This is a genomic window from Rhodovulum sp. HP10, from assembly GCF_047553435.1.
Classification (GTDB): Bacteria; Pseudomonadota; Alphaproteobacteria; order Rhodobacterales; family Rhodobacteraceae; genus Rhodovulum.
In genome coordinates, this window is record NZ_CP180201.1 from 3,278,284 (window position 1) to 3,299,382 (window position 21,099).

Below are 21,099 nucleotides of genomic sequence, written 5' to 3' on the forward strand. Positions count from 1 at the left end.
ACAGGTGGGCGCCAGGTAACCGGACCAGGATCCGGACAGAGCCAGCTCCCTCGGATTTGCTTAAGGCCACCGGAATTCGGCCTCTGCACGGGAAGGGCAGACCCCGCCTCGGCCAGAGATAGGATGCCGGGAGGCCGACGGCAAGCCTTGTCGAGAGACGGCGGCTCGATCATTGTCACGACCATGCCCGATCCGGTTTCCCAACCGCTTTCCGCGCCGCTCGCTCCGGGCCAGCTTCTGGCCCGCGGCGTCTGCCGCCATCTGCGCGATCTCGGTCTTGCCTGCGTCGAGGAATTCGTGCCCGCACCGGGACTTCGGGTCGATGTGATGGCTCTGGGGCCGAAGGGCGAGATCTGGGTGGTCGAGTGCAAGTCGAGCCGTGCGGATTTCACCTCGGACCATAAATGGAGCGGATATCTCGACTGGTGCGACCGTTTCTTCTGGGCGGTCGGGCCGGATTTTCCCGCCGACCTTCTGCCGTCCGATACCGGGCTGATCGTCGCGGACGGCTATGGCGCCGAGGTCCTGCGCGAGGCGCCCGAGCGGCGTCTGGCGCCGTCGCGCCGAAAGGTGCTGACGTGCAGCTTCGCACGCCACGCCGCCTTGCGGCTGCAGGCGCTGCGCGATCCGGGGCCGGGACTCAGCCCTTCGGCTTGGCGCCCTTGCCCTTCTTCTTCTCGGTGATCGTTCGGGCCTGGGCCGCGGCGGCGCGCAGCTCCTCGGCGATGTCCTCGGCTTCTTCGGGGTCGAAATCCATCGGGATCTCGAGCCCCTCGCCCTCGATATAGATCCGCACCATGCCAAGGCTGGTCGGCCCGATCTGCAGATTGGCGGCGAAGTCGCTTTGCTTGTCGATGCCCATGGCACTTTTCCCTCGGGATGTTCAGGGGGTCGGGGTAGCGCTTTGCCCCGGCTCTGGCAAGAGCGGGGCGAGGGCGGACCGGTACGGATCTCTGCGGCGCGATGGTCGGTTTCGGTCGAGAACGGGTCTTGCAATCGTGGCGAGGGGGCGCTAAATCGCCCAAACAGTGCCGCCTTAGCTCAGTTGGTTAGAGCACCAGATTGTGGATCTGGGGGTCCCCCGTTCGAGCCGGGGAGGCGGTACCATTCTCCCCCTTTCACATGATATCCCTGACCGCCCCGATGGAGCCCAGCCGCAGCGCCAGCGGCATGGGGCCTGCTGCCATACGTTTCCCGGATCTGGCCGGGAGGCGCGCCAATCGCTGCCGGGAAGGCCGTATGGCGGGGCGGGTCCTCTGGCGGCAGTCGCGGCCCCCGGGGGACTGCAGGCCCGCGAGGCCGGGCCCATGGGCAATGAGCCGCTCCGAATCAGGGGGGATCTGCGCCACGGGCGGTCCGCCGGACCCATCCCGGGGGCAGGGCAGGGGACGGCATGCGTGGTTCTCCATGCCAGAGGCGCTGGCGGTGCGTGACTCGGGCGCCGCAGCCGCAGGCTGCTTTCGACATGCCTTCCGATACCGCAGGTTGCGACGGCCGCCGCGCGGGCGTCGATCCCCAACAGACTGAATTTAAATATTTAAATCTCCGGTTTCGCGGCGGAGGGCAGGCATGCTGCAGGGCAGCGGCGATTTTTCTTGACCCGTAAAATGCGGGCGACATACTTCGCACATAAGAAGAAAACTTCCTGCACAGGAAGTTAGGGTGCGGACTTCCGGAGGTTGGTCTGCGCGTCGGGGAGGAAATGCATGGCCGTACGCCAGGCTGACAATGTTCTGCGCTTTTTCGAATATTTCGCGGCCTCGCAGAGGCCGACCACGCTGACCGAACTGTCCGAGACGCTGAAACTGCCGCTGTCGAGCACCAGCAACCTCGTCTCGACCCTGCGGGAGCGCGGGTTCCTGTTCGAGGTCCGCAAGCGCGGCGGGTTCTATCCGACCCGCCGCATGTACGATCTGACCCAGTCGATCCTCGAGGGCGATCCGGTCCTCGGCCTCGTGCGCGAACACATGGAAGCGCTGCGCGAAGAGACCGGCGAGACGATCCTTCTGGCTGCGCGCGAAGGCGACCGCGTGATCTATCTCGAGGCGCTCGAATCCCGAAAGGGTGTCCGCTACTCGGCGCGGGCCGGGGAAACCCGGCCGATCTATGCCATCTCCTCGGGCAAGGCGATTCTCGGCTCTCTCGATGACGCGGCACTGCGGCGCGAGCTCGACGGCCTCGACTATTCCGAGGCGGCCGAGGCCTCGATCACCGACCGGGAGGCGCTGTTCGGCGATATCGTCGCGGGGCGTGCGCGCGGCTGGTTCCTGAACGCAAGCGAGTTCACGCCCGAGGTGTCGGCCGTGGGCATGCTGCTCGATATCGCCGATCAGAAATACGGGCTGTCGGTCGCGGGGCCGAATTACCGGATGCAGGACCGCCATGAGGAGATCGCGGCGGCCCTCGGGCGCGTCGTTGCGGCCATCAGGAGCCAGATCCACGAGACCGGAGTCGGCCGATGATCCGCAAGGCCATGTCCTTCGTCGATCACGCCTTCACCGCCGTCGCGGCCTTTGCGCTGGCGGGCATGACGCTTCTGATCGTCGCCGATGTCGCGCTGCGCTACGGCGCCGGGATGCCGATCTTCTTCGCGCATGATCTGGTCGTGCTCTACCTGACGCCCGCGGTGTTCTTCTTCGGTTTCGGGCCGACCTACTGGCGCGCCGAGCATCTGGCCGTCGATCTTCTGACCCTCAGGCTGCCGTCCCGGCTGCGGGAACTGACCCATGTCCTGTCCAGCGCGATCGGGCTCTGGCTCTTCGGCCTGCTGACCTGGGCCTCCTGGGAGCGCGCGGCGGGGAGTTTCGCCAATGACGAGGTCATCGCCAGCATCGTGCCCTGGCCGGCATGGGCGAGCTATGCGCTTGTGCCGCTGGGCTCGGCCGCGATGGTCCTGGTCTGCGCGGCGCGCATTCTGATCTCGCTCGGCAATGCCTTCGGCCGCGTCAGCGGGGAGGCGGCGCAATGACCTCGCTTCTTGTCGTGATCGGCCTGCTCGGCCTGCTGCTCCTGGGCGTCCCGGTCGGCTTTGCGCTGGCCTTCACCGGCCTCGTGGGGCTGATGACCATCGTTGGCTTCGACAGCGCGCTGTCGGTCCTGTCGACAACGCCGCTTTCGACAACGAACGGGTTCGAGCTGATCGCGGTGCCGCTTTTCATCCTGATGGCCGAATTCGTGATCGTCAGCGGCATCGCCGACAGGATGTTCAAGGCGATCACCATCTGGGTCGGCCGCTTGCCGGGCGGGCTGGCCGTGGCCACGGCCCTTGCCGGGGCCGGGTTCGGGGCGATTTCGGGCTCGTCCACCGCGGCGGCGGCGGCGCTGTCCTCGACCTCGATCCCGGCGATGCGCCGGGCCGGATATGACGTGAAATTCGCCTCTGGCGTGGTCGCGGTCTCGGGCACGCTGGCCATGCTGATCCCGCCATCGATCGCGCTGGTTCTCTACGGCATCATCGTCGAGGTGAATATCGCGTCGCTGCTGATCGGAGGGGTGATCCCGGGCATCATCGTGACGCTGGCGATCATCGCGACGATCTATGTGCTGATGGCGCGCGATCCCTCGATCGCGCCGGTCGCGCGGTCCTGGCCGATGCGCGAGAAGGTCCGGGCGCTGCGCGCCATCGGGCCGATGCTTCTGCTTCTGCTCTGCGTGACGGGCTCGATCTATCTCGGCATCGCGACGCCGACCGAAGCCGCCGGGCTCGGGGCCTTCGGCGCCTTCCTGATCGCCGCGGCCTTCCGCACCCTCACCCTGAAGACGACCTGGGGCGCCCTGGCCCGGGCCGTCCGCGCGACCTGCATGATCTTCATGATCATCATCGGGGCGCATATCTTCGGCTATGTCCTCACGCTGGGCCAGATCACGCCCCAGTTCGTGGACTGGATCACCGGCCTCGATGTGTCGCCCTATGTGGTGATGGCCGGGATCATCGCCTTCTACCTGGTCATGGGATGTTTCATGGACCAGATGGCGATCCTGATCCTGACCGTTCCGGTGATGGTCCCCGCCATCACCAGCCTCGGCTTCGACCCGGTCTGGTTCGGCGTGCTGGTCGTGGTCGCGGCCGAGGTCGGGATGATCACCCCGCCGCTGGGCATGAACATCTTCGTGGTGTCCCGCTATACCGAGCGCCCGCTCTCCGAGATCTTTCGCGGCGTCGCGCCGCATGTGGTCTCGCATATCATCGTTCTGGCGTTGCTTGTCGCGTTTCCGCAGCTGGTCCTGTGGCTGCCCGGCACGACGCAGTAATCCAAGGGAGGAGCCCCCATGTCGACCGCGAAGAACGCCATCGACCCCAGCAGGTATTTCATGACCGAGGCCAGGGCCGCGTCCTATGCGCCGCGCGGCCATAGCGGGACGGTGAACCGGCGCCTTGTCTCGCCCGAAACCGGCGCCACGCAGATCGAGGTCCTGATCGGCCGGATCGAGCCGGGCGAGGGCGCGAGCCCGCATTTCCATCCCGGCATCGACCAGTTCTGCTGGATGCTGGAGGGCCGGGCACGGGTCGAGATCGGAGGCCTCACCCGCGAGATCGGTCCCGAGGAAAGCTGCTTTTTCCCCGCCGACATGCCGCACAGCTTCACCGCGATCGGTGAGACGCCGGTCAAGGTCCTGATCTGCTACGGCCCGCCTTACGGAGAAGGCGCCCGCGTCGAGTGCTGAGCGCCCGCCGCCCCCCAAACCAATGGTCCATCGGAGGAGAACGACCATGAAATCCACCATCAGCATCCTGTCGGTCTGCGCCGCGCTGGCATCCGCCGCGCCGCTCGCCGCGCAGGAGGTCACGCTCAAGATCGCCGACAGCCTGCCGGCCGATCACATCATCACCAGGAACACCACCGACGTGTTCACGGCGCGGCTCAAGGAAGAGTTCGGCGACCGGATCGAGATCGAGCATTACCCTGCGCAGCAGCTGGCCAAGGCCAAGGACATCCTGTCGATCACCCAGGCCGGCATTGCCGATATCGGCTATATCGTGCCCTCTTACGTCTCCGAGAAGATGCCGCTTGGCGGGGTGGTGGAGCTGCCCGGCGAGATCGCCTCCTCCTGCGAGGGAACGCTGGCCTTCGCCGAGCTGATCCAGCCCGGAGGCAAGCTCGACACGCTCGAATTTCAGCCCAACGGGGTGCGCGTGCTCTACAATGTGGCACTCTCGCCCTATCAGGCGATCTTCTCGAAACGGGCGGATGTGACCTCGCTCGAAGGGTTCAAGGGCATGAAGATGCGCTCGAATCCCGGCGCGATGGAGCTGTCGCTTCAGTCCGCGGGCGCGACCGCCGTGCGCATGACCCCGCCCGAGATCTTCGATGCGATGACCAAGGGAACGGTGGACGGGGCGCTGTTGCCCTTCACCTCGACCTTCTCCTATGGGCTCGACCAGATCGTAGGTTCGGCGACGCAGAACGCGAACTTCGGATCGGTCGGCATCACCTATGCGATCTCGCAGCGCAAATGGGACAGCCTGCCCGCCGACATCCAGGAGGCCATGACCCGGATCGGCCGGGAAGTGACCGAGAGCGCCTGCAAGGCCTTCGACACCGCCGAGGCAGAGCTCAAGGACAAGCTGTCCGAAGAGGGCGTGACGGTCTTCGCGCTCGACGAGGAGGAGGCGGCCAGGCTGCGCGCCGATTTCGCCAGCGTCGCCGATGACTGGGCCGCGGCCCTCGACAGGCGCGGCAAGAAGGGAAGCGAGATCCTCGCCGATTTCCGGGCCGAGGTCGACGCCCTCCGCAATAGCGGCAACTGAAGCCAGACACGGGGCGGCCGCCGCGAAGGCCGCCCCGCAACGAAAGGAGAGGCGGGTGCTTGATCTGTTGAAGGATGTACGGGTCGTCGAGCTGACGACGATCGTGCTCGGGCCGATGGCGGGCCAGATGCTGGGCGATTTCGGCGCGGATGTCGTCAAGGTCGAGGCGCCGAACGGAGATCTTGCGCGCTATGTCGATCCGCGCTCGCCGGCCGGCGTCAGCTCGATGTTCGCCAACAACAACCGCAACAAGAAGAGCATCGCCCTGGACCTGAAGACCGGGGAAGGCCGCGAGATCCTTCTGAAGCTGATCGACGGGGCGGATGTCTTCCTGCACAACATGCGGCTGCAGGCGGTCGAGCGTCTGGGCCTTGGGCCGGCAGAGCTGATGGCGCGCAATCCGCGGCTGATCTACTGCTCTGCCATCGGGTTCGGCAGCGAAGGCCCCTATGCGGCCCGGCCCGCCTATGACGACGTGATCCAGGCCGCCTCGGGCATTGCCAGCCTGCCGACCTATACCGGCAACGACCCGTCCTATGTGCCGGGCGTGATTGCCGACAAGATCGCGGCGCTCTATGCGGCCAGCGCGATTTCCGCCGCGCTGGTCGGGCGCGCCCGGACGGGCAGGGGCTGCGAGATCGAGGTGCCGATGTTCGAGGTCATGACCTCCTTCGTGATGGCCGAGCATATGGCCGCTGCAAGTTTCGACGAGGCCGCGCCCGCCGGGTATCAGCGGCTTCTGAACCGCCACCGCCGCCCCTTTCCCACCAGCGACGGCTGGATCGCCGTGCTGCCCTATACCGAACGGCATTGGCGCCGTACCTTCGAGGAGCTTGGCCGCCGCGATGTCGTGGTCCGGCCCTGGTTCGCCGATGCCACCGAGCGTTCGCAGCATGTCGGCGAGATGTACGAGATCCTGGGCCAGGAGATGCCGAAGCGCCCGACCGAGGCCTGGATCGCGACCTTCGAGCGTCTCGATGTGCCGCATTCGCGCGTCAGCGGGCTCGACGATCTGCTGAAGGATCCGCATTTGCAGGCGGTCGGTTTCTTCGCGCCGACCGACGATCTGGACAGTCGGGTGCGCTCGGTGCCGCAACCGGTGCGTTTCCGCGCGCAGCCCTCGGCGCCGGACCGCCGCGCCCCCGAGCTTGGCGAGGACGGGCCGGCGCTGCTGTCAGAGCTTGGCTTCGGGGCCGAGGCCATCCGGGCGCTCGAGGAACGCGGCGTGCTCGGACGACGGGCAGGATCGGACAGGGAGGAGGCGTGACATGGCCGGACGCTGGCTGGAAGAGTTTCGGGCGGGAGAGGTCATTCATCATGCCATCACGCGCACGGTGACCGAGGCCGACAATGTGGGGTTCTCGGTCCAGACGATGAACCCGCAGCCCTTGCATATCGACCGTCATTTCGCCGAGGCGTCGGAATGGGGGCAGCCGCTGGTGAATTCGCTCCTGACGCTCGGCATCATGATCGGGATCTCCGTCCACGAGACCACGCTTGGCACGACGCTGGGCAATCTCGGCATGACCGATGTGATCTTCCCGGCGCCGGTCTTTCATGGCGACACGCTTCGGGTCGAGACCGAGGTGATCTCGGCGCGCCCGTCGCGCTCGCGGCCCGGGCAGGGGGTGGTGGTCTTCGAGCATCGCGCCCGCAAGCAGGACGGAACGCTGGTCGCGCAATGCCGCCGCTCGGCGCTGATGATGTCCGGTCTCGACAGGGAGGCGGTGTGATGCGGTCCTGGCTTTTCGTTCCCGGAAACCGGCCCGACAGGATGGTCAAGGCGCGCGGCCTGTCGGCGGATGTGCTGATCCTCGATCTCGAAGATTCGGTCGCCGCCCCCGAGAAGGCCGCCGCGCGCGCCTGCGTGCTTGAGGCGCTTTGCGCGCCGCGCGGGCCGAACCGCCTCTGGGTGCGGGTGAACCCGCTGCATTCGTCCGATTTCGACGCGGATCTCGATACCGCGCTTAAGGGCGGTGCGGACGGGATCGTGCTGCCGAAGGCCGAAAGCGGCGAGTCGGTCCGGGCGCTGGGCGCGGCCTGCGCGGCGCGGGGGCGGACCTGCCCGCCGGTGCTGGCCATCGCGACCGAGACGGCACGAGCGATCTTCGGACTCGGCAGCTATGCCGGTCTCTCTCCGGACCTCGCCGGGCTGACCTGGGGCGCCGAGGATCTGTCGGCGGTGCTGGGAAGCGCCAGATCGCGCGGGGGGGACGGGGCGCTGACAGGCCCCTATGCCCTGGCGCGGAACCTGACCCTGTTCGGCGCGGTGGCCGCAGAGGTTCAGCCCATCGACACGGTCTGGACCGATATTCGCGATCTGGCGGGGCTTGAACAGGAGTGTCTGGCGGCCGTTCGTGACGGGTTTACCGGGAAGATGGCGATCCATCCGGCGCAGGTTCCCATCATCAACCGTTGTTTCCGGCCCTCCGATGAAGAGATCGCGGTGGCGCGCCGGATCGTTGAGGCCTTCGCGGCCGATCCGGCGGCCGGTGTGGTGGCCATTGACGGCGAGATGATCGACATGCCGCATCTCAAGAGATCGCGGCTGATCTTGCAACGCGCGGGAGAGCAGGCATGACCAAAGCGGCGATACGTCTCGGGCGGGGGTTCTACTGGCAGGACATGACGGTCGGCGACCGGTACCAGACCTATGGCAGGACGGTGACGCCGTCCGACATCTCGGCCTTCGTCAATCTGGCTGGCATGATAGAGGTGCTTTTCACCAATGCCGAATATCGCCGCAGCGAGGCCGCGATCAAGGGCAACCCGTCGCCGGGCGCGCTGGTCTTCGCGCTGGCCGAGGGGCTGGCGCTGAATGCGACGGCACAGGAAACCGGGCTGGCCTTTCTCGGCACGACCATGACCATCAAGGGCCCGGTTCTCGAAGGCGACACGATCGATGTCGAGATCGAGGTTCTCGAGGCCCGTCAGGAAAGCAAGGGCACCCGCGGGCTGGTGAAGACCAGGAATACCGTGCGGAACCAGCGCGGTGAGACCGTCATGATCTACGAACCCCTGCGGCTGATGCAGGGGCGCTAAGCCGCTCCGCGCCGGGTGCCGGGCGCCTCGGGCCTCCGGCGGAATGCCCCCCCGTAGGCCGGATGGGGCCATCGCCGCGCGCCTGTCCTGCTTTGCCCCCGAGGCCCGCGCCGCTCTGGTCTTTCTCTGTAGCAAGGACGCGTTTCATGGCTGGCAGAGTCCCGCTCTGTCAGGCGCAAGGCCGGCCCGGCCCTTGCCCAGTCGCCGCGTCATGTCTGGCGGGACGCTCTGCCTGAACGCGGATGCGACGGGCCTTGCGCGCCCCCGGCGTTCTGGGGCAAGGCCTCCGCCCGTCCGGTGCTCTCGACCAGGCGTTTGATGAATTCGCTGGCCGCCGGGGTCAGCAGCTTGTCGCGCAGGTTGATCACCCGGATCCCGCGTCGGAACGGGCGCAGCGCCATGGGAACCTCCTTCAGGCGGCCATCGGCCAGCTCCTGCGCCACCACGAAGCGCGACAGGACCGATATCCCGAGCCCGTGCAGCACGCCCTGCTTGATCGCCTCGGTCGAGGAGATATGCATGACCCGCCCCAGGCTGCTCTCGTCGCCCTGGAGCCGGTCGAGCAGGAAGCTGCGCGAGGCGGATGGCGGCGGCTTCATCAGGAACACGTCCTGCGCCAGGTCGGCGCTGGTGGCGGCCCTGACCGTCGCGAGCGGATGCGCGGGCGGGACGACCAGAACCATCTCGTCATTGCAGACATGGCGACATTGATAGCGCCGTTCGTCGAGCGCGATATGGTCCGAGAGGATCAGGAATTCGAGCTTGGCGGTATCGAGATCGGCCAGCAGCTGCGTCGAGCTTGCAATCTCGAGTTCGAATTCCAGCTCGGGCGCGCCCTGACGATAGCATCCGAGAAAGGCCGGCATCAGGTAGATCCCGGTGAAATTCGATGCCCCGAAGCGGATCGTGCCGACAAGCGGGTCGTCCATCTGGCGCAGGTGCTCGCTGGCATCCTGAAGTGCCGCCACGGCCTTGCGCGCATAGCCGAGAAACAGGATGCCGTTCGCGGTCAGATGCATGCGCTTGCCGATCCGGTCGAACAGGGTCGTATCGAGGCTTTGCTCGAGCCCGCGGATGCGGGCGCTGACGGCGGGCTGGGTGCAGTTCATCCGCGCGGCGGTCTCGGTCACGTTCAGGCAGTCCGAAAGCTCCAGAAAGGTCTCGAGCTGGGCGATGTTCATCGCGATCCTCCCGCATGGAATATAAAGATTTTCTATAAATATCCGAAAAACTATAAATTAGACAGATCTCTCATTCGCGAAGAAACTGCACGGACCGTTTCCGGCCCCGATTTGCCCTTTCCGGTATTCACCAAGGGGGGGCGGCGTCGGAAGCCCCGGACGAACGGGCCGCGCGCAGTCGTTTCCGAACTGCGCCGACCCGGCAAATGAGGAGGACCCCCCTTGCCCGAGACCCGAACCGAGACTGCCGCCGGCCCTTCCCAAAGGGGGCCGGGTAAGGACAGGAAGGACACGCTGCTGCGCCGCTACGGCATCTTTCTGGCCGCAACCGTCTTTCTGCTGCTGTATCTGATGCCGAACCCGGCGGGGCTTGCGCCCGAGGGACAAAAGGCGCTTGCGGTCTTCTGCGGAGCGCTGACGCTCTGGGTCGCGGGCACGATCCCGATCTACCTGACCTCGATGATCGCCATCATCGCCCTCGCGCTGACCGGCACCGTCGGAGAGAAGACCGCTTTCGGCACGCTCGGCTTCAACGTCATCTGGCTGATGGTCGCGGCCTTCGTCCTGACCTCGGCCATGGTCAAGTCGGACCTCGCCCGCCGCTTCGCGCTCTGGATGGTCACCCGCTTCGGCGGCACGCCGACGCGGACGCTGGCGATCCTCGTGCTGATCAACTTCGTGATCGTCTTCTTCATCCCCTCGACCACCGCGCGCGCCAGCCTGATGGTGCCGATCTGCATCATCCTGCTCGAGATCTACCGGGCGGTTCCCGGCAAGAGCAATTTCGGCAGGCTGATGATGCTGCTGGGGGTTCAGGCCGATGCGCTCGCGACCTCTGGCGTGATGACCGGTACCGCCGCCAACATGATCGCGGTGCAGTTCATCTACGATCAGGCCGGCGGCGAGATCGGCTACATGGACTGGCTGCTGGCCGGCATGCCGATGGCGATGATGTCGATGTTTCTCACCTTCCTCGTCGGGCTGCGCCTGTTTCGCTTCAGCGACGAGATCGATTTCGGCCATGGCATGTCGAAGCTCGAGGAACAGCATCGCAGCCTCGGCCCGATCTCGCTGGCCGAGAAGAAGGCCATGGCGATCTTCGCCCTCACCGTGACGCTCTGGGCGACGGCGGATTACCAGGAGCTCTGGTTCAACGGCTTTTCCATCTCGATCTACGTGACTGCGGTGATCGCGGCCGTGCTGTGCCTGATGCCGCGGATCGGCCTGCTGGAATGGAAGGAGGCCAATATCAAATGGGACCTGATGATCTTCGCCGCGGGCGCCTATGCGGCGGGGAACGCGCTGGAATCGACCGGCGGGGCGGAATGGATGATCGGCGGTCTGGTGCGCGGTCTCGGGATCGAGAACATGAGCACGGCCGCGGTCTATGTCGTGGTGATCTTCCTCAGCATGTTCAGCCACATGGTCTTCACCTCGAAGACGGTGCGCACGACCATCCTGATCCCCTCGATCATCGCGCTGGCCCAGACCCTCGGGCTGAACCCGGTGACGCTCGCGCTGGCGGCCTCGTTCACCCTGACCTACACGATCACCCTGCCGCCGCATTCCAAGGTCAACACGCTCTATTTCGCGACCGGGTATTTCAGCGTTCTCGACCAGCTGAAATACGGGATCGTCACCTGCCTGATCGGCGGCACGGTGATCTCTGTCTCGGTGTTCACCTGGTTCAAGCTGCTCGGCTACGGCCTGTGACGGCCTGCCGATGCGCGATCTGACCTGACAGCAAGAAAGACACCATCATGAGACTGATCCTCCTGCGCCACGGGGAAACCCTCTGGAACACCGAGAAGCGCCTGCAGGGGCACGACAATTCGCCCCTCTCGCCGCGCGGCATCGAGCAGGCCCGCGCCATCGTCCCGCGACTGCGCTCGCTGGCGCCGGCGCGGGTCGTGACCTCGGATCTCGGGCGGGTGCGGCAGACGGCCGAGATCGTCGGCCATGCCGATGCCCCCTCCGACGAACGGCTGCGCGAGCTAGACATGGGCGAGTGGACGGGGCTGCGCAAGGACGCGCTGATCGCGGAGAAGCCCGATCTCTACAGGGCCTGGCGCGCGGGCAGCTACACCCCCGCCGGGGGCGAGGCCTGGGACGATTTCGTCGCGCGGATCACCTCGACCCTGACCCACTGGCTCTATGCCGGTCAGGGCGATCTGCTGGCCATCGTCCATAGCGGTGTCGTGCGCGTCGCCTGTTTCGGGTTTCTCGGGCTCAAGCCGGCACATTTGCTGCCGGTGACGCCGGGGAATCTGGCGATCTTCGATTTCGAGGATGTCCGGGGGGCGGCGCCGCCGCGTCTCGAGGCCTACAACCTTGGCGAATTCGCACCCGATACCGACGTCGCCGATTAGGTCCCGGGCACGGTCGCCCCGCCGGATGATGCTTGCGACCTGCCCGGCGGGCGGACCCCGTCTCCGGGCCTGTTGCCCGGCCGTCAGCACCTGCCGTCGTCCGGTCTTTCCCGGTCGCGATGCAAATCACATGTCTGATCGAGCCTGACGCCGGTATCGGCTTGCGTAGGCCTGCCCGCCGCTTTCCCGTCAGAAGATCCGGTCGGGCAGGGGCGGGCGCGGAGCCCTCCCGCAGTGTCGGGCGCAGCCGCCGGCGCGAAGGGGCGCGGCTCCATCCCGTCGGCGCAATGGATCCGGACCCCGCGCGGGGGGACACGGGGCGGCCGGGCAGGGGGGCATGCGCCGGGCCAGTTGCGCGGGGGCTTGCCATCGGGGGGCCCGGACATGCTAGGCTCGGCGCCGGATATCCGAATGACAGAAGGCCGGCCCGTGAAAAGACGTACCTTTGCCGTGATCGGTCTTGGCACTTTCGGCAGTACCGTGGCAAGCGAGCTTGCGCGGTTCGGCAACCCGGTGATGGGCATTGATCTCGACGAGAAGATCGTCGGCCGCTATGCTGACGTGCTGTCCGAGGCCGTGATCGCCGACGGCCGCGACGAGCTTGCCCTGCGCGAGGCCGGGGTCGGCAATTACGATGTCGCGCTGGTGGCCATCGGCGAGGATCTCGAGGCCAATATCCTCTGCTCGATGAACGTCAAGATGCTGGGCGTGAAGACGATCTGGGTGAAGGCATTGTCCAAGACCCATCACCGGATCCTGTCGAAGATCGGCGCCGACCGGATCGTGCTGCCCGAACACGAGGTCGGCCAGCATATCGCGCAGATGCTGCACAACCCGCTGGTGCGCGATTATGTCAGCCTCGGCAACGGGTTCCACGTGGTCGATCTGACCGTGCCGGAGCCGCTGGAGGGGCGGGCGGTCGGCGATGTCAAGCTGCTCTCGGGCTACGATCTGCGGGCGCTGGGGGCGATGCGCGAGGGCGAGTTCCTGCCCTGCGAAGGCGGCGAGCTGCGGCTGAAGACCGGCGACAAGCTTCTGGTTCTGGGTCGCCGTGCTGATCTGCGCCGCTTCGGCGACGACCTGCTGGACGAGGCCTGAGCTGGTGGCGCCGCTCGCCGCGCTGCGCAGCGGCCGTTTCCTGCCGCCGCCCTTGGCATTGATGCTGACCTATGCCGCGCTGATCGCGGCGGGCACGGTCCTGCTGAAACTGCCACTGGCCCGGACCGTGGCGATGAGCTGGTCGGACCTGGCCTTCACCGCGACCTCGGCCGTGACCGTGACTGGGCTTGCGGTCCGCGATACCGGATCGGACTTCACCCTGTTCGGCCAGGCCGTGATCCTGGTGCTGATCCAGCTGGGCGGGCTCGGGCTCATGACCTTCGCGGTCCTGATCCTGACCATGCTGGGCCTGCCGGTCGGCATCACCCATCGGCAATATCTGCGCGAGGACCTGAACCAGACCTCGATGAGCGGTCTGATCCGGCTGACGAAGACGATCCTGCGTTTCGTTCTGGTCTGCGAGGCGGTCGGCGCGGCTTTGCTGGCCGTGGTCTTCGTGCCCGAATTCGGCTGGGGTGCAGGGCTCTGGGCGAGTGTCTTTCACGCGGTCTCGGCCTTCAACAATGCGGGTTTCGCGCTTTATCCCGACAGCCTGTCGGCCTGGGTCGGGCATCCGGTGGTCAACCTGACGGTGCCCGCGCTGCTGATCCTCGGCGGGCTCGGCTTCACCGTGATTGCCGATATGCAGCGCCGGACCGGCTGGCGCGGCTATACCGTCCATACCAAGCTGATGCTGGTCGGCACGCTCGCGCTTCTGGTCTGGTCGACCGCGACCTTCGCCGTGCTCGAATGGCACAATCCCGCGACGCTGGGCCAGTTCGACCGGGTTTCGACCCGGCTCTGGGCCAGCTGGTTCCAGGCCGCAACCACCCGGACCGCGGGCTTCAACACCGTCGATATCGGCGGTCTGACCCAGGCCACGACCCTGATCTTCATGACCCTGATGCTGGTCGGCGCCGGGTCGACCTCGACCGGCGGCGGCATCAAGGTCACGACCTTCATCGTGCTGCTGCTCGCGACCTACAGCTTCTTCCGCCGCCATACCGCGATCGACGTCTTCGGACGGCGTCTCGGGGCCGAGCAGATCATGAAGGTGCTGGCCTTGTCGATGGTCAGCATGCTGACCGTTCTGGTCGCGCTGTTCGTGCTGATGCTGTTTCACGAGGGCGACTTCCTCGACATCGCCTTCGAGACGGTCTCGGCTTTCGGGACGGTGGGGCTGAGCCGTGGCATCACCGGCGATCTCGACACGGGCGGCCGCGCGGTTCTGATGCTGGTGATGTTTCTTGGCCGGGTCGGTCCGCTGACGCTGGGTTTCCTGCTGGCGGTTCGTCGTCCGCGCCGCGTCTCCTACCCGGCCGGAACGGTCTATCTGGGCTAGCGACTAGCGCGAACAAACGCCAAAGGCCGTGGTGCCCGTCATGCCCGGCCTCTCGCCCTGACGTCATCGAGCCGATGGGACTGGTGCCGGTATTCCGGTCGCGACATGCCAGGAAGGTCGTCAGACGAAATCCCGTTCCCTGCGCTCCGCCGGGGCACCCCGACAAAGGGCATGGTCCGCCCTCCTGTTGTCGGCACGACCCGGCCGGAGACGACCGATGCGCCGGCGCGCCGCGGCGGGGGGCTCCGAGGCGCCTGCCGATTTGCCGGTCCTTCCTCTGCCGCGTCCGATCAGCCTATTCCGCCCGTGAAACCGCGCCTGCCTGCGGCAGGTCCTGGTCTCGGTTCGATACGGCCGCCGACGGGCGCCACTCCGCTATGATCGGTGCGCCAGGAAGGGGGGCGAGAGGGCCAGGCCCCGGGCCGGGGCGGAGGATGGAGGCCTTCACGAAGAACCGGGGCCGGGGTCGCGCAGGATGATGTCTGGCCACGTCCTCTGTTGTCATCGAGGGGCTGTGACGAGGTCTTGCCGTCGCTCTCCGGCCGCCTTTCGGTCGGGAGGCGCCGCTGCAGGTCTGGGCTGCGCGCAAGATCTACAGGTGAAGCAAGGGGCTTCGGCAGCTGAAAACGAAGATCCGGGCGAGCCGCCGTCGCTCGGCAAGTCTGACCGTTCCGCCCAAGCAAGCCCGGTCTGGCGAGGGGCGGCCGCAATGCCGCCTGATCCTGACTCGGGCCGCAGCAGCGCCCCCGGCCCCTTTCACGAGTCGCCCCGCTCGCGCCGTGGCGATGTCCCGACGCTCTCTGTCCAAAGCCGGGCCGGGAGGTCAGGCGATCTCCGGTCCGGGCATGTCCGAAAGGGGATAAGGCCCCGATACCGCAAATAGCGGTGGTGAACACGGGGCCTGTCGTGCCATGGGCGGACGCGGGATGCGCGCAGGCCCGGTCACGGCAATCCGCCCGATGATAAGGCCAGCTCCCGAGCGGCTCATCTCCGCGCCGTGCCCCCATTCACCGGGACAGGAGGCCTAGCAGGCCGCTGAAAAAGTCTCAGCCTGAGCAGCTCGGTAACTGAATGCCGCGCTTTCGGATTCTCACGTCGCGCTGAAGGATCTTCATTGTGTTGGGGGGCAACGAAGTCGACGAGGATCGCGGCTTCAAAATGTTTTTCGGCAGCCTGCTAAAAATCCTGCCATCCCGCGTCGTTGACGGCGCGTTTCGGCGGCTCGAACTCTGCGGCGGCGGGCGGTGCTGCCGCCGGTCTGGCGGTTGCCGTGCGGGGACGGACGGAGACGGCGGAAGCGGGCCCTTTCAGGCGGAACCGGGCGACCAGGGTCTGCAGATTGCCCGCCTCCTGCTTCATGGTCACCGCGGCGGCATTCGCCTCCTCGACCATGGCCGCGTTCTGCTGGGTCACCTTGTCGAGCTCGTTCACCCCGACATTGATCTCGCCCAACCCGACCGATTGCTCCTGCGCGCCGGTCGCGATGTCGGCGATCAGCGCGGCGATATTGCCCACCCGTTCGACGATGTCGGTCAGTGCCTCGCCGGTGCGGTTGACCAGCCCGACGCCGGTCTCGACCTGATCGGAACTGGTCGAGATCAGGGTCTTGATCTCCTTGGCGGCCTCGGAGGAGCGCTGGGCCAGTGCCCGCACCTCGGAGGCCACGACGGCAAAGCCGCGCCCGGCCTCGCCGGCGCGGGCCGCCTCGACGCCCGCATTCAACGCCAGCAGGTTGGTCTGGAACGCGATATCGTCGATCACGCCGATGATCTGGTTGATCCCGTCCGAGGATTTCTTGATCTCGGCCATCGCCCCGATGGCCTCCTTGACCACGAGGCCAGACTGCTCGGCATTGCCGCGCGCCTCGCGCACGACATCCTCGACCTTCGCCGCGCCATCGGCCGCCGCGCGGACGCTGGCCGTCATCTCGTCCATCGCGGCCGCGGTCTGCTCCAGCGTCGCGGCCTGGTTCTCGGTGCGGCGCGACAAGTCGTCCGAGGCGCCCGAGATTTCCTCGGCGCGGGTGGTGATCTCTGTCGCGTTCTCCACGATCTCGCCCATCAGCGCGTTCAGCGTCTCGACCGTTGCGTTGAAATCCTGGCGGAGCTGTTCGTAGTCCTCGGCAAACCTGGTATCGATGGTGCTGGTCAGATCGCCCTCCGACAGGGACCGCAGCCCCGAGGCCAGATCGGCGACCACCCGCTCCTGTTCGCGACGAAGCTGCTCCTGCCCCTTCTCCAGTTCGGTCTTCTCGAGCAGTCCCGCGCGCAGGGCCTCGACCGCGCCTGCCATGGCGCCGATCTCGTCGCGGCGTTCGCGACCGGGCACGGGTTTGGCATAATTTCCTGCGGCCAGCTCATCGACCGACACCAGCATCCGGGCCAGCGGGCGCCGGACCATCGCCATCGAGGCGAGATAGAGCGCGCCCAGCGCCATTGCCAGGATCAGGGCGCCGCCGGTCATCGTCCGGATGAATTCCGCCCGGACCGGCGCCGAGAAGACCTCGGCGGGGACATCGACGAGCACGGCCCAGGTGGTGTTCATCCCCGGTGCCTCGAACGGATAGACGAGGCGGGTGGCGCCGTCGGGAAGGTCGGAAATCACGCGCATCCGGCCATCCGAGAGCGTGGCCGAGATCAGCTCGGCCCCGGTTTCGTCATAGGGCTGGTTCAGGTCGGCCGGATCGGGACTGGCCAGCCAGTTGCCGCTGTGGCTCACCAGCATGGCCCTGCCGCCTTCGAAGGTGGTGATGCCGTTCAGCCTGGCGACCAGATCGCCGAGACCGATATCGACGCCCGCGATGCCGACGATCTGTCCCTTGACGCGGATCGGCTGGGCGACGCTGGTCATCAGGAAGCCGCCCTCGCTCATATAGGGTTCGGTGATGCTGGGCTTGCCGGTCGATATGGGCCGCGAATACCACTCGTCGCCGGTGCTGACGGTGAATGTGTCATAGCTCAGCCCGGCCGTGTCGGATTTGTGCCACCAGGGGGCGAAGATGCCCTCGGGGTTCAGGCCGCCTTCGCCCGAAAGCAGCGCGTTGGTGGGGCCGCCCGGAATGCCGGCCATCCAGGCCCCGAAGATGTTGTCATACTGGCCGGGCACGCCCCCGATCATTGCGATGATGTCGGATCGCGTTGCATGGCCGGTATCGATATAGCTTGCGAGCGTGCCGCTCAGGGCGCTGCCGGCCGAGGTTGCCTCTGTGATCTGGCCGGCGACCTTCTCGACGACCAGACTTGCCTTTTGGGAGGCCAGTTCCATCACGTCGCGGTTCACCCGCTGAGAGGATTGCCAGCCGCTATAGACCGAATGCCCTAGAATGATCGCCGAGACAGCCACGCCCGTGACAAACAGGAGCTTGCCCGAAACCGTCCCAAACAGATGTGCCACCTTGCCGCCTCCGTACTGCATCCCGTGGGTCTTTGCGCTGTTTGTCTGAACAAGCGGTGAAAGGCGGCGGCGCGACTGCCTAAAACTGGAAGAAACCCGGGGTGCGGGGCTAGACTGGCGGCCCGACTTGGGCGGTGGCCTGGTCCTCTTGTCCGGTGCGGGCGCGCTGGCCGAGGCCGTAGAGCAGCAGAAAGCCCGCGCTGCAGGCCAGCGCCGCGTCGAGAAGGACGACATGGTTCGCCGGGCCGGCAAGGGGCAGCGGATCGAGCAGGGCCGGGCGCCAGATCAGCAGGGCCGGCCCCAGCAGCAAGGCCTGGACGGTCCGGGGCAGACGGGCGACCAGCGCCAGGGCAAGGGCATAGACGGCGAAATCATAGCCCTTGTGGGCCGAAACGAAGGCGCCGGCGAGGCAGACTCCGGCCAGCAGCGGGATGCCCTGGTCGCATTGCGCCGGCAGCTGCCGCGCCAGCGCCGCTCCCGCCGCAGCTGAGAGGACAAGCGCTGCCGCCAGTAACGCAGCCCTGCGCGGATGATCCCGGCCCCAGTCGAGCAGCCCGGGCAGGCCATAAAGCAGTTCGGCCCTCGAAAGCTTGCTGGCCGCGCTTTGGGCATGCACCTCCAGCGCCTGCAGATAGTCCGAAAAGATCTGCGGATCGGCGAGGATCAGCGCGGCCGCGCCGAGCAGGGCGAGACCGGCCAGAAGCCCCTTGGCGGCGGCCAGCCGACCCGGTGGCATCAGAATCGCGACAGCAAACCAGATCAGCGAAAGATGCGGTTTCAGCGAGCAGAGCAGCGCCCCCGGCAGGAAGAGCGCGGCGCGGCTGTCGCGCAGGCCGAGATGGACAAGGCAGATCCCCAGCGCGACCAGCACGCTGGGCTGGCCCACATAAAGCGCCCCGGTGGTCCCGCCGATCGAGACGCCCAGCGTCACCCAGCCTGCGCGCAGAAGCCGGGCCGGGCCCTCCACCTCGGTGACCCGCGCGACCTGCCACAGGGCCAGCGCAAAAAGCGGAACGCTCGCGGCCCCCAGGATGCTCCAGTACAGCCTGGCCCCGGTCTCGGGCAGCAGTCCCATCGGAAAGGAAACCAGGAAGATGGTGGGTGGAAAGACGAAGGGCGCCATATAGGCCCGATCCAGGCTGTCGGCCCAGCAGGCGGTGAAATTGCCGATGTCATAGGGCGACATCCCCCAGAAAAGGCACTCGGTTCCCGCGATCAGCCAGGCCGTGTCCAGTTGCCGCGACGGCCCGTCCGCGACGGCGGCCTTCCAGATCGTGACGCCGCAGCCGAGCATCACCAGGAAAATGGGAAGATATGTGAAAAGAATCCGCCGGTAGCGGGACGGAAAGGCGTTTTCTGACGACATAATATGTCCGGAAAGAGCTAATCTGAAGAGAATGGTGAAAACGCTGCAAGGATGCACAATGCGGCATGCGCGATCAAGTTGCGAAAGCAACGGGGGCTGGCGCGTGGCGGTTTGTCACCAGGGCCGGCCGCCGTTCCGTTTCGGCGCCTGTGTTGCATGGAGCTGAAGGCAATATGTGTCAGGCGCGCCTCGGCGACGTGGCACTCGGGTCTCATCGGTTCCGCTTGGGGGGCACGAGGTCGTCCGGCGAAACGACGCCCCGGTATCCCATGCCGAGAAACCGACAGCTTGGAGCGTCCCGCGATGCCGGGCCCTGTTGTCTTGCGAAACAGGCCGGCGCCTTGCCCCTGCATGTCGATATGGCCGCGGGTTCGGGCGCTGAAAAGACAGGGGCAATGCCGGTTTCCCTCGGGCCGGAATGGCCTTCCGCTGGCGCCGACATCCGTCACGTCCGGTCAGGCGATCTCGGATCCGGTTTCCGGAAGGCGATGCGCGGGGGCGCGGCTGGCGATGCGGCGCGCGTTGAAAGAGGGCATAGATGCGGCCGGGCGCATTGCGTGTATGATGACCGCCGTTGCCGGCATAATGGGGCCGGGACGCGCGGGCATCTCGCGGGTTGAAAGGGTCTGATCGAGGGTGTCCGGTCGTTTGACGCAGGCTTTCGCATCCGGCGGCGAGCCGCCGGGCGGTGACACCGTGGGATACGATCTGTGAGGCGGTGGCCCGCAGGGGCAGCTTGCGGAGATCAGCTGTGGAAAGGCGACGGGTCGTAGCGGGCTGCGGCGAGGTACAGCCCGTCGGGCGGACAGACCGGGCCGCAGGCGGCGCGGTCTCGGGCCTCGAGGGCGGCCTTGACGTCCTCCGGCGCCCAGGCACCGGCGCCGACCCGTTCCAGCGTGCCGACGAAGCTGCGCACCTGATTGTGCAGGAAGCTGCGGGCGCGGACATGGAAGCGGAACTCGCGCCCGCCGGGATAATCGACCTCCTCGATCTCGAGCGCGTCGAGCGTCTTGACCGGCGAGGCAGCCTGACACAGCGAGGCGCGGAAGGTGGTGAAATCGTGCCGGCCCAGAAGATGCCGGGCGGCCTCCTGCATCGGGGCAAGCGCCAGCGGATGGTTCACCCGCCAGAGGCGGCCCCGGTCATGCACCAAGGGCGCCCGGCGCGAGACCAGCCGGAACAGATAGCGCCTTTCCTGCGCCGAGAACCGGGCATGGAACCCGTCGGGCACGGCGGCGCAGGCGACCACCGCGACCGGATGCGGTTTCAGATGGTGGTTCAGCGCCTCCGACAGGCGGAACGGGTCCCAGTCCTTCGCCAGGTCGCAATGAGCGACCTGACCCAGCGCATGCACGCCCGCATCGGTGCGCCCGGCCGCCGCGATCGAGGGCACATCCCGTTCCAGCCGCGCCAGCGCCGCCTCGACCGCGCCCTGCACCGAGGGGCGGTCGGCCTGGCGTTGCCAGCCGGAAAACGGCCTGCCGTCATATTCGAGTTTCAACGCATAGCGGGGCATGGCGCCCCGGTTACCGCGACAATCCTTCCTTGGCAATCGGGCC

At 66.8% G+C, this 21,099-nt stretch carries 19 protein-coding genes and 1 tRNA gene; 15 read left to right on the forward strand and 5 right to left on the reverse strand.

Annotated elements, in window-relative coordinates; genetic code table 11:
• The first annotated feature begins 183 nt into the window (after positions 1–183).
• Positions 184–684: an MmcB family DNA repair protein gene (locus tag ACK8CO_RS15360; protein ID WP_414899033.1), complete on the forward strand. Its 501-nt coding sequence runs from the start codon at positions 184–186 to the stop codon at positions 682–684.
• On the opposite strand, the gene ACK8CO_RS15365 is transcribed toward ACK8CO_RS15360, so the two are convergent.
• A complete protein-coding gene (locus ACK8CO_RS15365) occupies positions 641–862 on the reverse strand; it encodes a DUF6324 family protein (protein ID WP_414897185.1) in 222 nt (73 codons plus the stop codon). The two genes, ACK8CO_RS15360 and ACK8CO_RS15365, sit on opposite strands and share 44 nt — an antisense overlap.
• Before the next feature lie 168 nt (positions 863–1,030).
• Here ACK8CO_RS15365 and ACK8CO_RS15370 point away from each other — a divergent pair.
• The 10 genes from ACK8CO_RS15370 to ACK8CO_RS15415 all read left to right on the forward strand — a co-directional run bounded on the left by ACK8CO_RS15370 (position 1,031) and on the right by ACK8CO_RS15415 (position 8,791).
• A tRNA-His gene (locus ACK8CO_RS15370) sits at positions 1,031–1,107 on the forward strand.
• Positions 1,108–1,706: 599 nt separating this feature from the next.
• On the forward strand, positions 1,707–2,462 hold the full coding sequence (locus tag ACK8CO_RS15375) for an IclR family transcriptional regulator (RefSeq protein WP_414897186.1): 756 nt from the start codon (positions 1,707–1,709) through the stop codon (positions 2,460–2,462).
• A complete protein-coding gene (locus ACK8CO_RS15380; RefSeq protein ID WP_080617040.1) occupies positions 2,459–2,968 on the forward strand; it encodes a TRAP transporter small permease in 510 nt (169 codons plus the stop codon). The genes ACK8CO_RS15375 and ACK8CO_RS15380 overlap by 4 nt, the downstream gene beginning before the upstream one ends.
• Entirely contained in the window at positions 2,965–4,251 is a 1,287-nt protein-coding gene (locus tag ACK8CO_RS15385; RefSeq protein ID WP_414897187.1) for a TRAP transporter large permease, read from the forward strand. The genes ACK8CO_RS15380 and ACK8CO_RS15385 overlap by 4 nt, the downstream gene beginning before the upstream one ends.
• A gap of 18 nt (positions 4,252–4,269) precedes the next feature.
• Positions 4,270–4,665, forward strand: coding sequence for a cupin domain-containing protein (locus ACK8CO_RS15390; RefSeq protein ID WP_080617038.1), 396 nt, complete (start codon positions 4,270–4,272; stop codon positions 4,663–4,665).
• Positions 4,666–4,711: 46 nt separating this feature from the next.
• Positions 4,712–5,749 carry a TRAP transporter substrate-binding protein DctP gene (dctP, locus tag ACK8CO_RS15395; RefSeq protein ID WP_196774249.1) on the forward strand — a complete coding sequence of 346 codons (1,038 nt, stop codon included), beginning with the start codon at positions 4,712–4,714 and terminating at the stop codon, positions 5,747–5,749.
• 55 nt (positions 5,750–5,804) lie between these two features.
• The gene (locus tag ACK8CO_RS15400; protein WP_414897188.1) at positions 5,805–7,016 is read left to right on the forward strand and encodes a CaiB/BaiF CoA transferase family protein; all 1,212 of its coding nucleotides are present in this window, start codon (positions 5,805–5,807) and stop codon (positions 7,014–7,016) included.
• Position 7,017: 1 nt separating this feature from the next.
• Positions 7,018–7,482 (forward strand): MaoC family dehydratase, encoded by a 465-nt coding sequence (locus ACK8CO_RS15405; protein ID WP_080617035.1) that lies wholly within the window; start codon positions 7,018–7,020, stop codon positions 7,480–7,482.
• Positions 7,482–8,330, forward strand: coding sequence for an HpcH/HpaI aldolase/citrate lyase family protein (locus tag ACK8CO_RS15410; RefSeq protein WP_414897189.1), 849 nt, complete (start codon positions 7,482–7,484; stop codon positions 8,328–8,330). The genes ACK8CO_RS15405 and ACK8CO_RS15410 overlap by 1 nt, the downstream gene beginning before the upstream one ends.
• On the forward strand, positions 8,327–8,791 hold the full coding sequence (locus tag ACK8CO_RS15415; RefSeq protein ID WP_080617033.1) for a MaoC family dehydratase: 465 nt from the start codon (positions 8,327–8,329) through the stop codon (positions 8,789–8,791). Before ACK8CO_RS15410 ends, ACK8CO_RS15415 begins: the two co-directional genes overlap by 4 nt.
• Positions 8,792–9,000: 209 nt before the next feature.
• On the opposite strand, the gene ACK8CO_RS15420 is transcribed toward ACK8CO_RS15415, so the two are convergent.
• Positions 9,001–9,972, reverse strand: coding sequence for a LysR family transcriptional regulator (locus ACK8CO_RS15420; RefSeq protein WP_414897190.1), 972 nt, complete (start codon positions 9,970–9,972; stop codon positions 9,001–9,003).
• 222 nt (positions 9,973–10,194) lie between these two features.
• On the opposite strand from ACK8CO_RS15420, the gene ACK8CO_RS15425 reads away from it, so the two are divergent.
• From ACK8CO_RS15425 to ACK8CO_RS15440, 4 genes are all read left to right on the forward strand, one after another.
• Positions 10,195–11,685, forward strand: a complete 1,491-nt coding sequence (locus tag ACK8CO_RS15425) for an SLC13 family permease (protein WP_080617031.1) — start codon at positions 10,195–10,197, stop codon at positions 11,683–11,685.
• A 47-nt stretch (positions 11,686–11,732) separates the two neighbouring features.
• Complete coding sequence (locus ACK8CO_RS15430; protein WP_414897191.1) at positions 11,733–12,341, forward strand: histidine phosphatase family protein; 609 nt, start codon at positions 11,733–11,735, stop codon at positions 12,339–12,341.
• A 429-nt stretch (positions 12,342–12,770) separates the two neighbouring features.
• A complete protein-coding gene (locus ACK8CO_RS15435) occupies positions 12,771–13,439 on the forward strand; it encodes a potassium channel family protein (protein WP_369822785.1) in 669 nt (222 codons plus the stop codon).
• A gap of 61 nt (positions 13,440–13,500) precedes the next feature.
• Positions 13,501–14,781, forward strand: coding sequence for a TrkH family potassium uptake protein (locus ACK8CO_RS15440; RefSeq protein WP_414899034.1), 1,281 nt, complete (start codon positions 13,501–13,503; stop codon positions 14,779–14,781).
• Between the two features lie 1,176 nt (positions 14,782–15,957).
• On the opposite strand, the gene ACK8CO_RS15445 is transcribed toward ACK8CO_RS15440, so the two are convergent.
• The 3 genes from ACK8CO_RS15445 to truA form a co-directional block, all read right to left on the reverse strand.
• Positions 15,958–18,174 (reverse strand): methyl-accepting chemotaxis protein, encoded by a 2,217-nt coding sequence (locus ACK8CO_RS15445; protein WP_414897192.1) that lies wholly within the window; start codon positions 18,172–18,174, stop codon positions 15,958–15,960.
• A 109-nt stretch (positions 18,175–18,283) separates the two neighbouring features.
• Positions 18,284–19,630 carry a glycosyltransferase 87 family protein gene (locus ACK8CO_RS15450; protein ID WP_414897193.1) on the reverse strand — a complete coding sequence of 449 codons (1,347 nt, stop codon included), beginning with the start codon at positions 19,628–19,630 and terminating at the stop codon, positions 18,284–18,286.
• Positions 19,631–20,285: 655 nt separating this feature from the next.
• A complete protein-coding gene (gene truA / locus ACK8CO_RS15455; RefSeq protein WP_414897194.1) occupies positions 20,286–21,056 on the reverse strand; it encodes a tRNA pseudouridine(38-40) synthase TruA in 771 nt (256 codons plus the stop codon).
• Between the last annotated feature and the right edge of the window lie 43 nt (positions 21,057–21,099).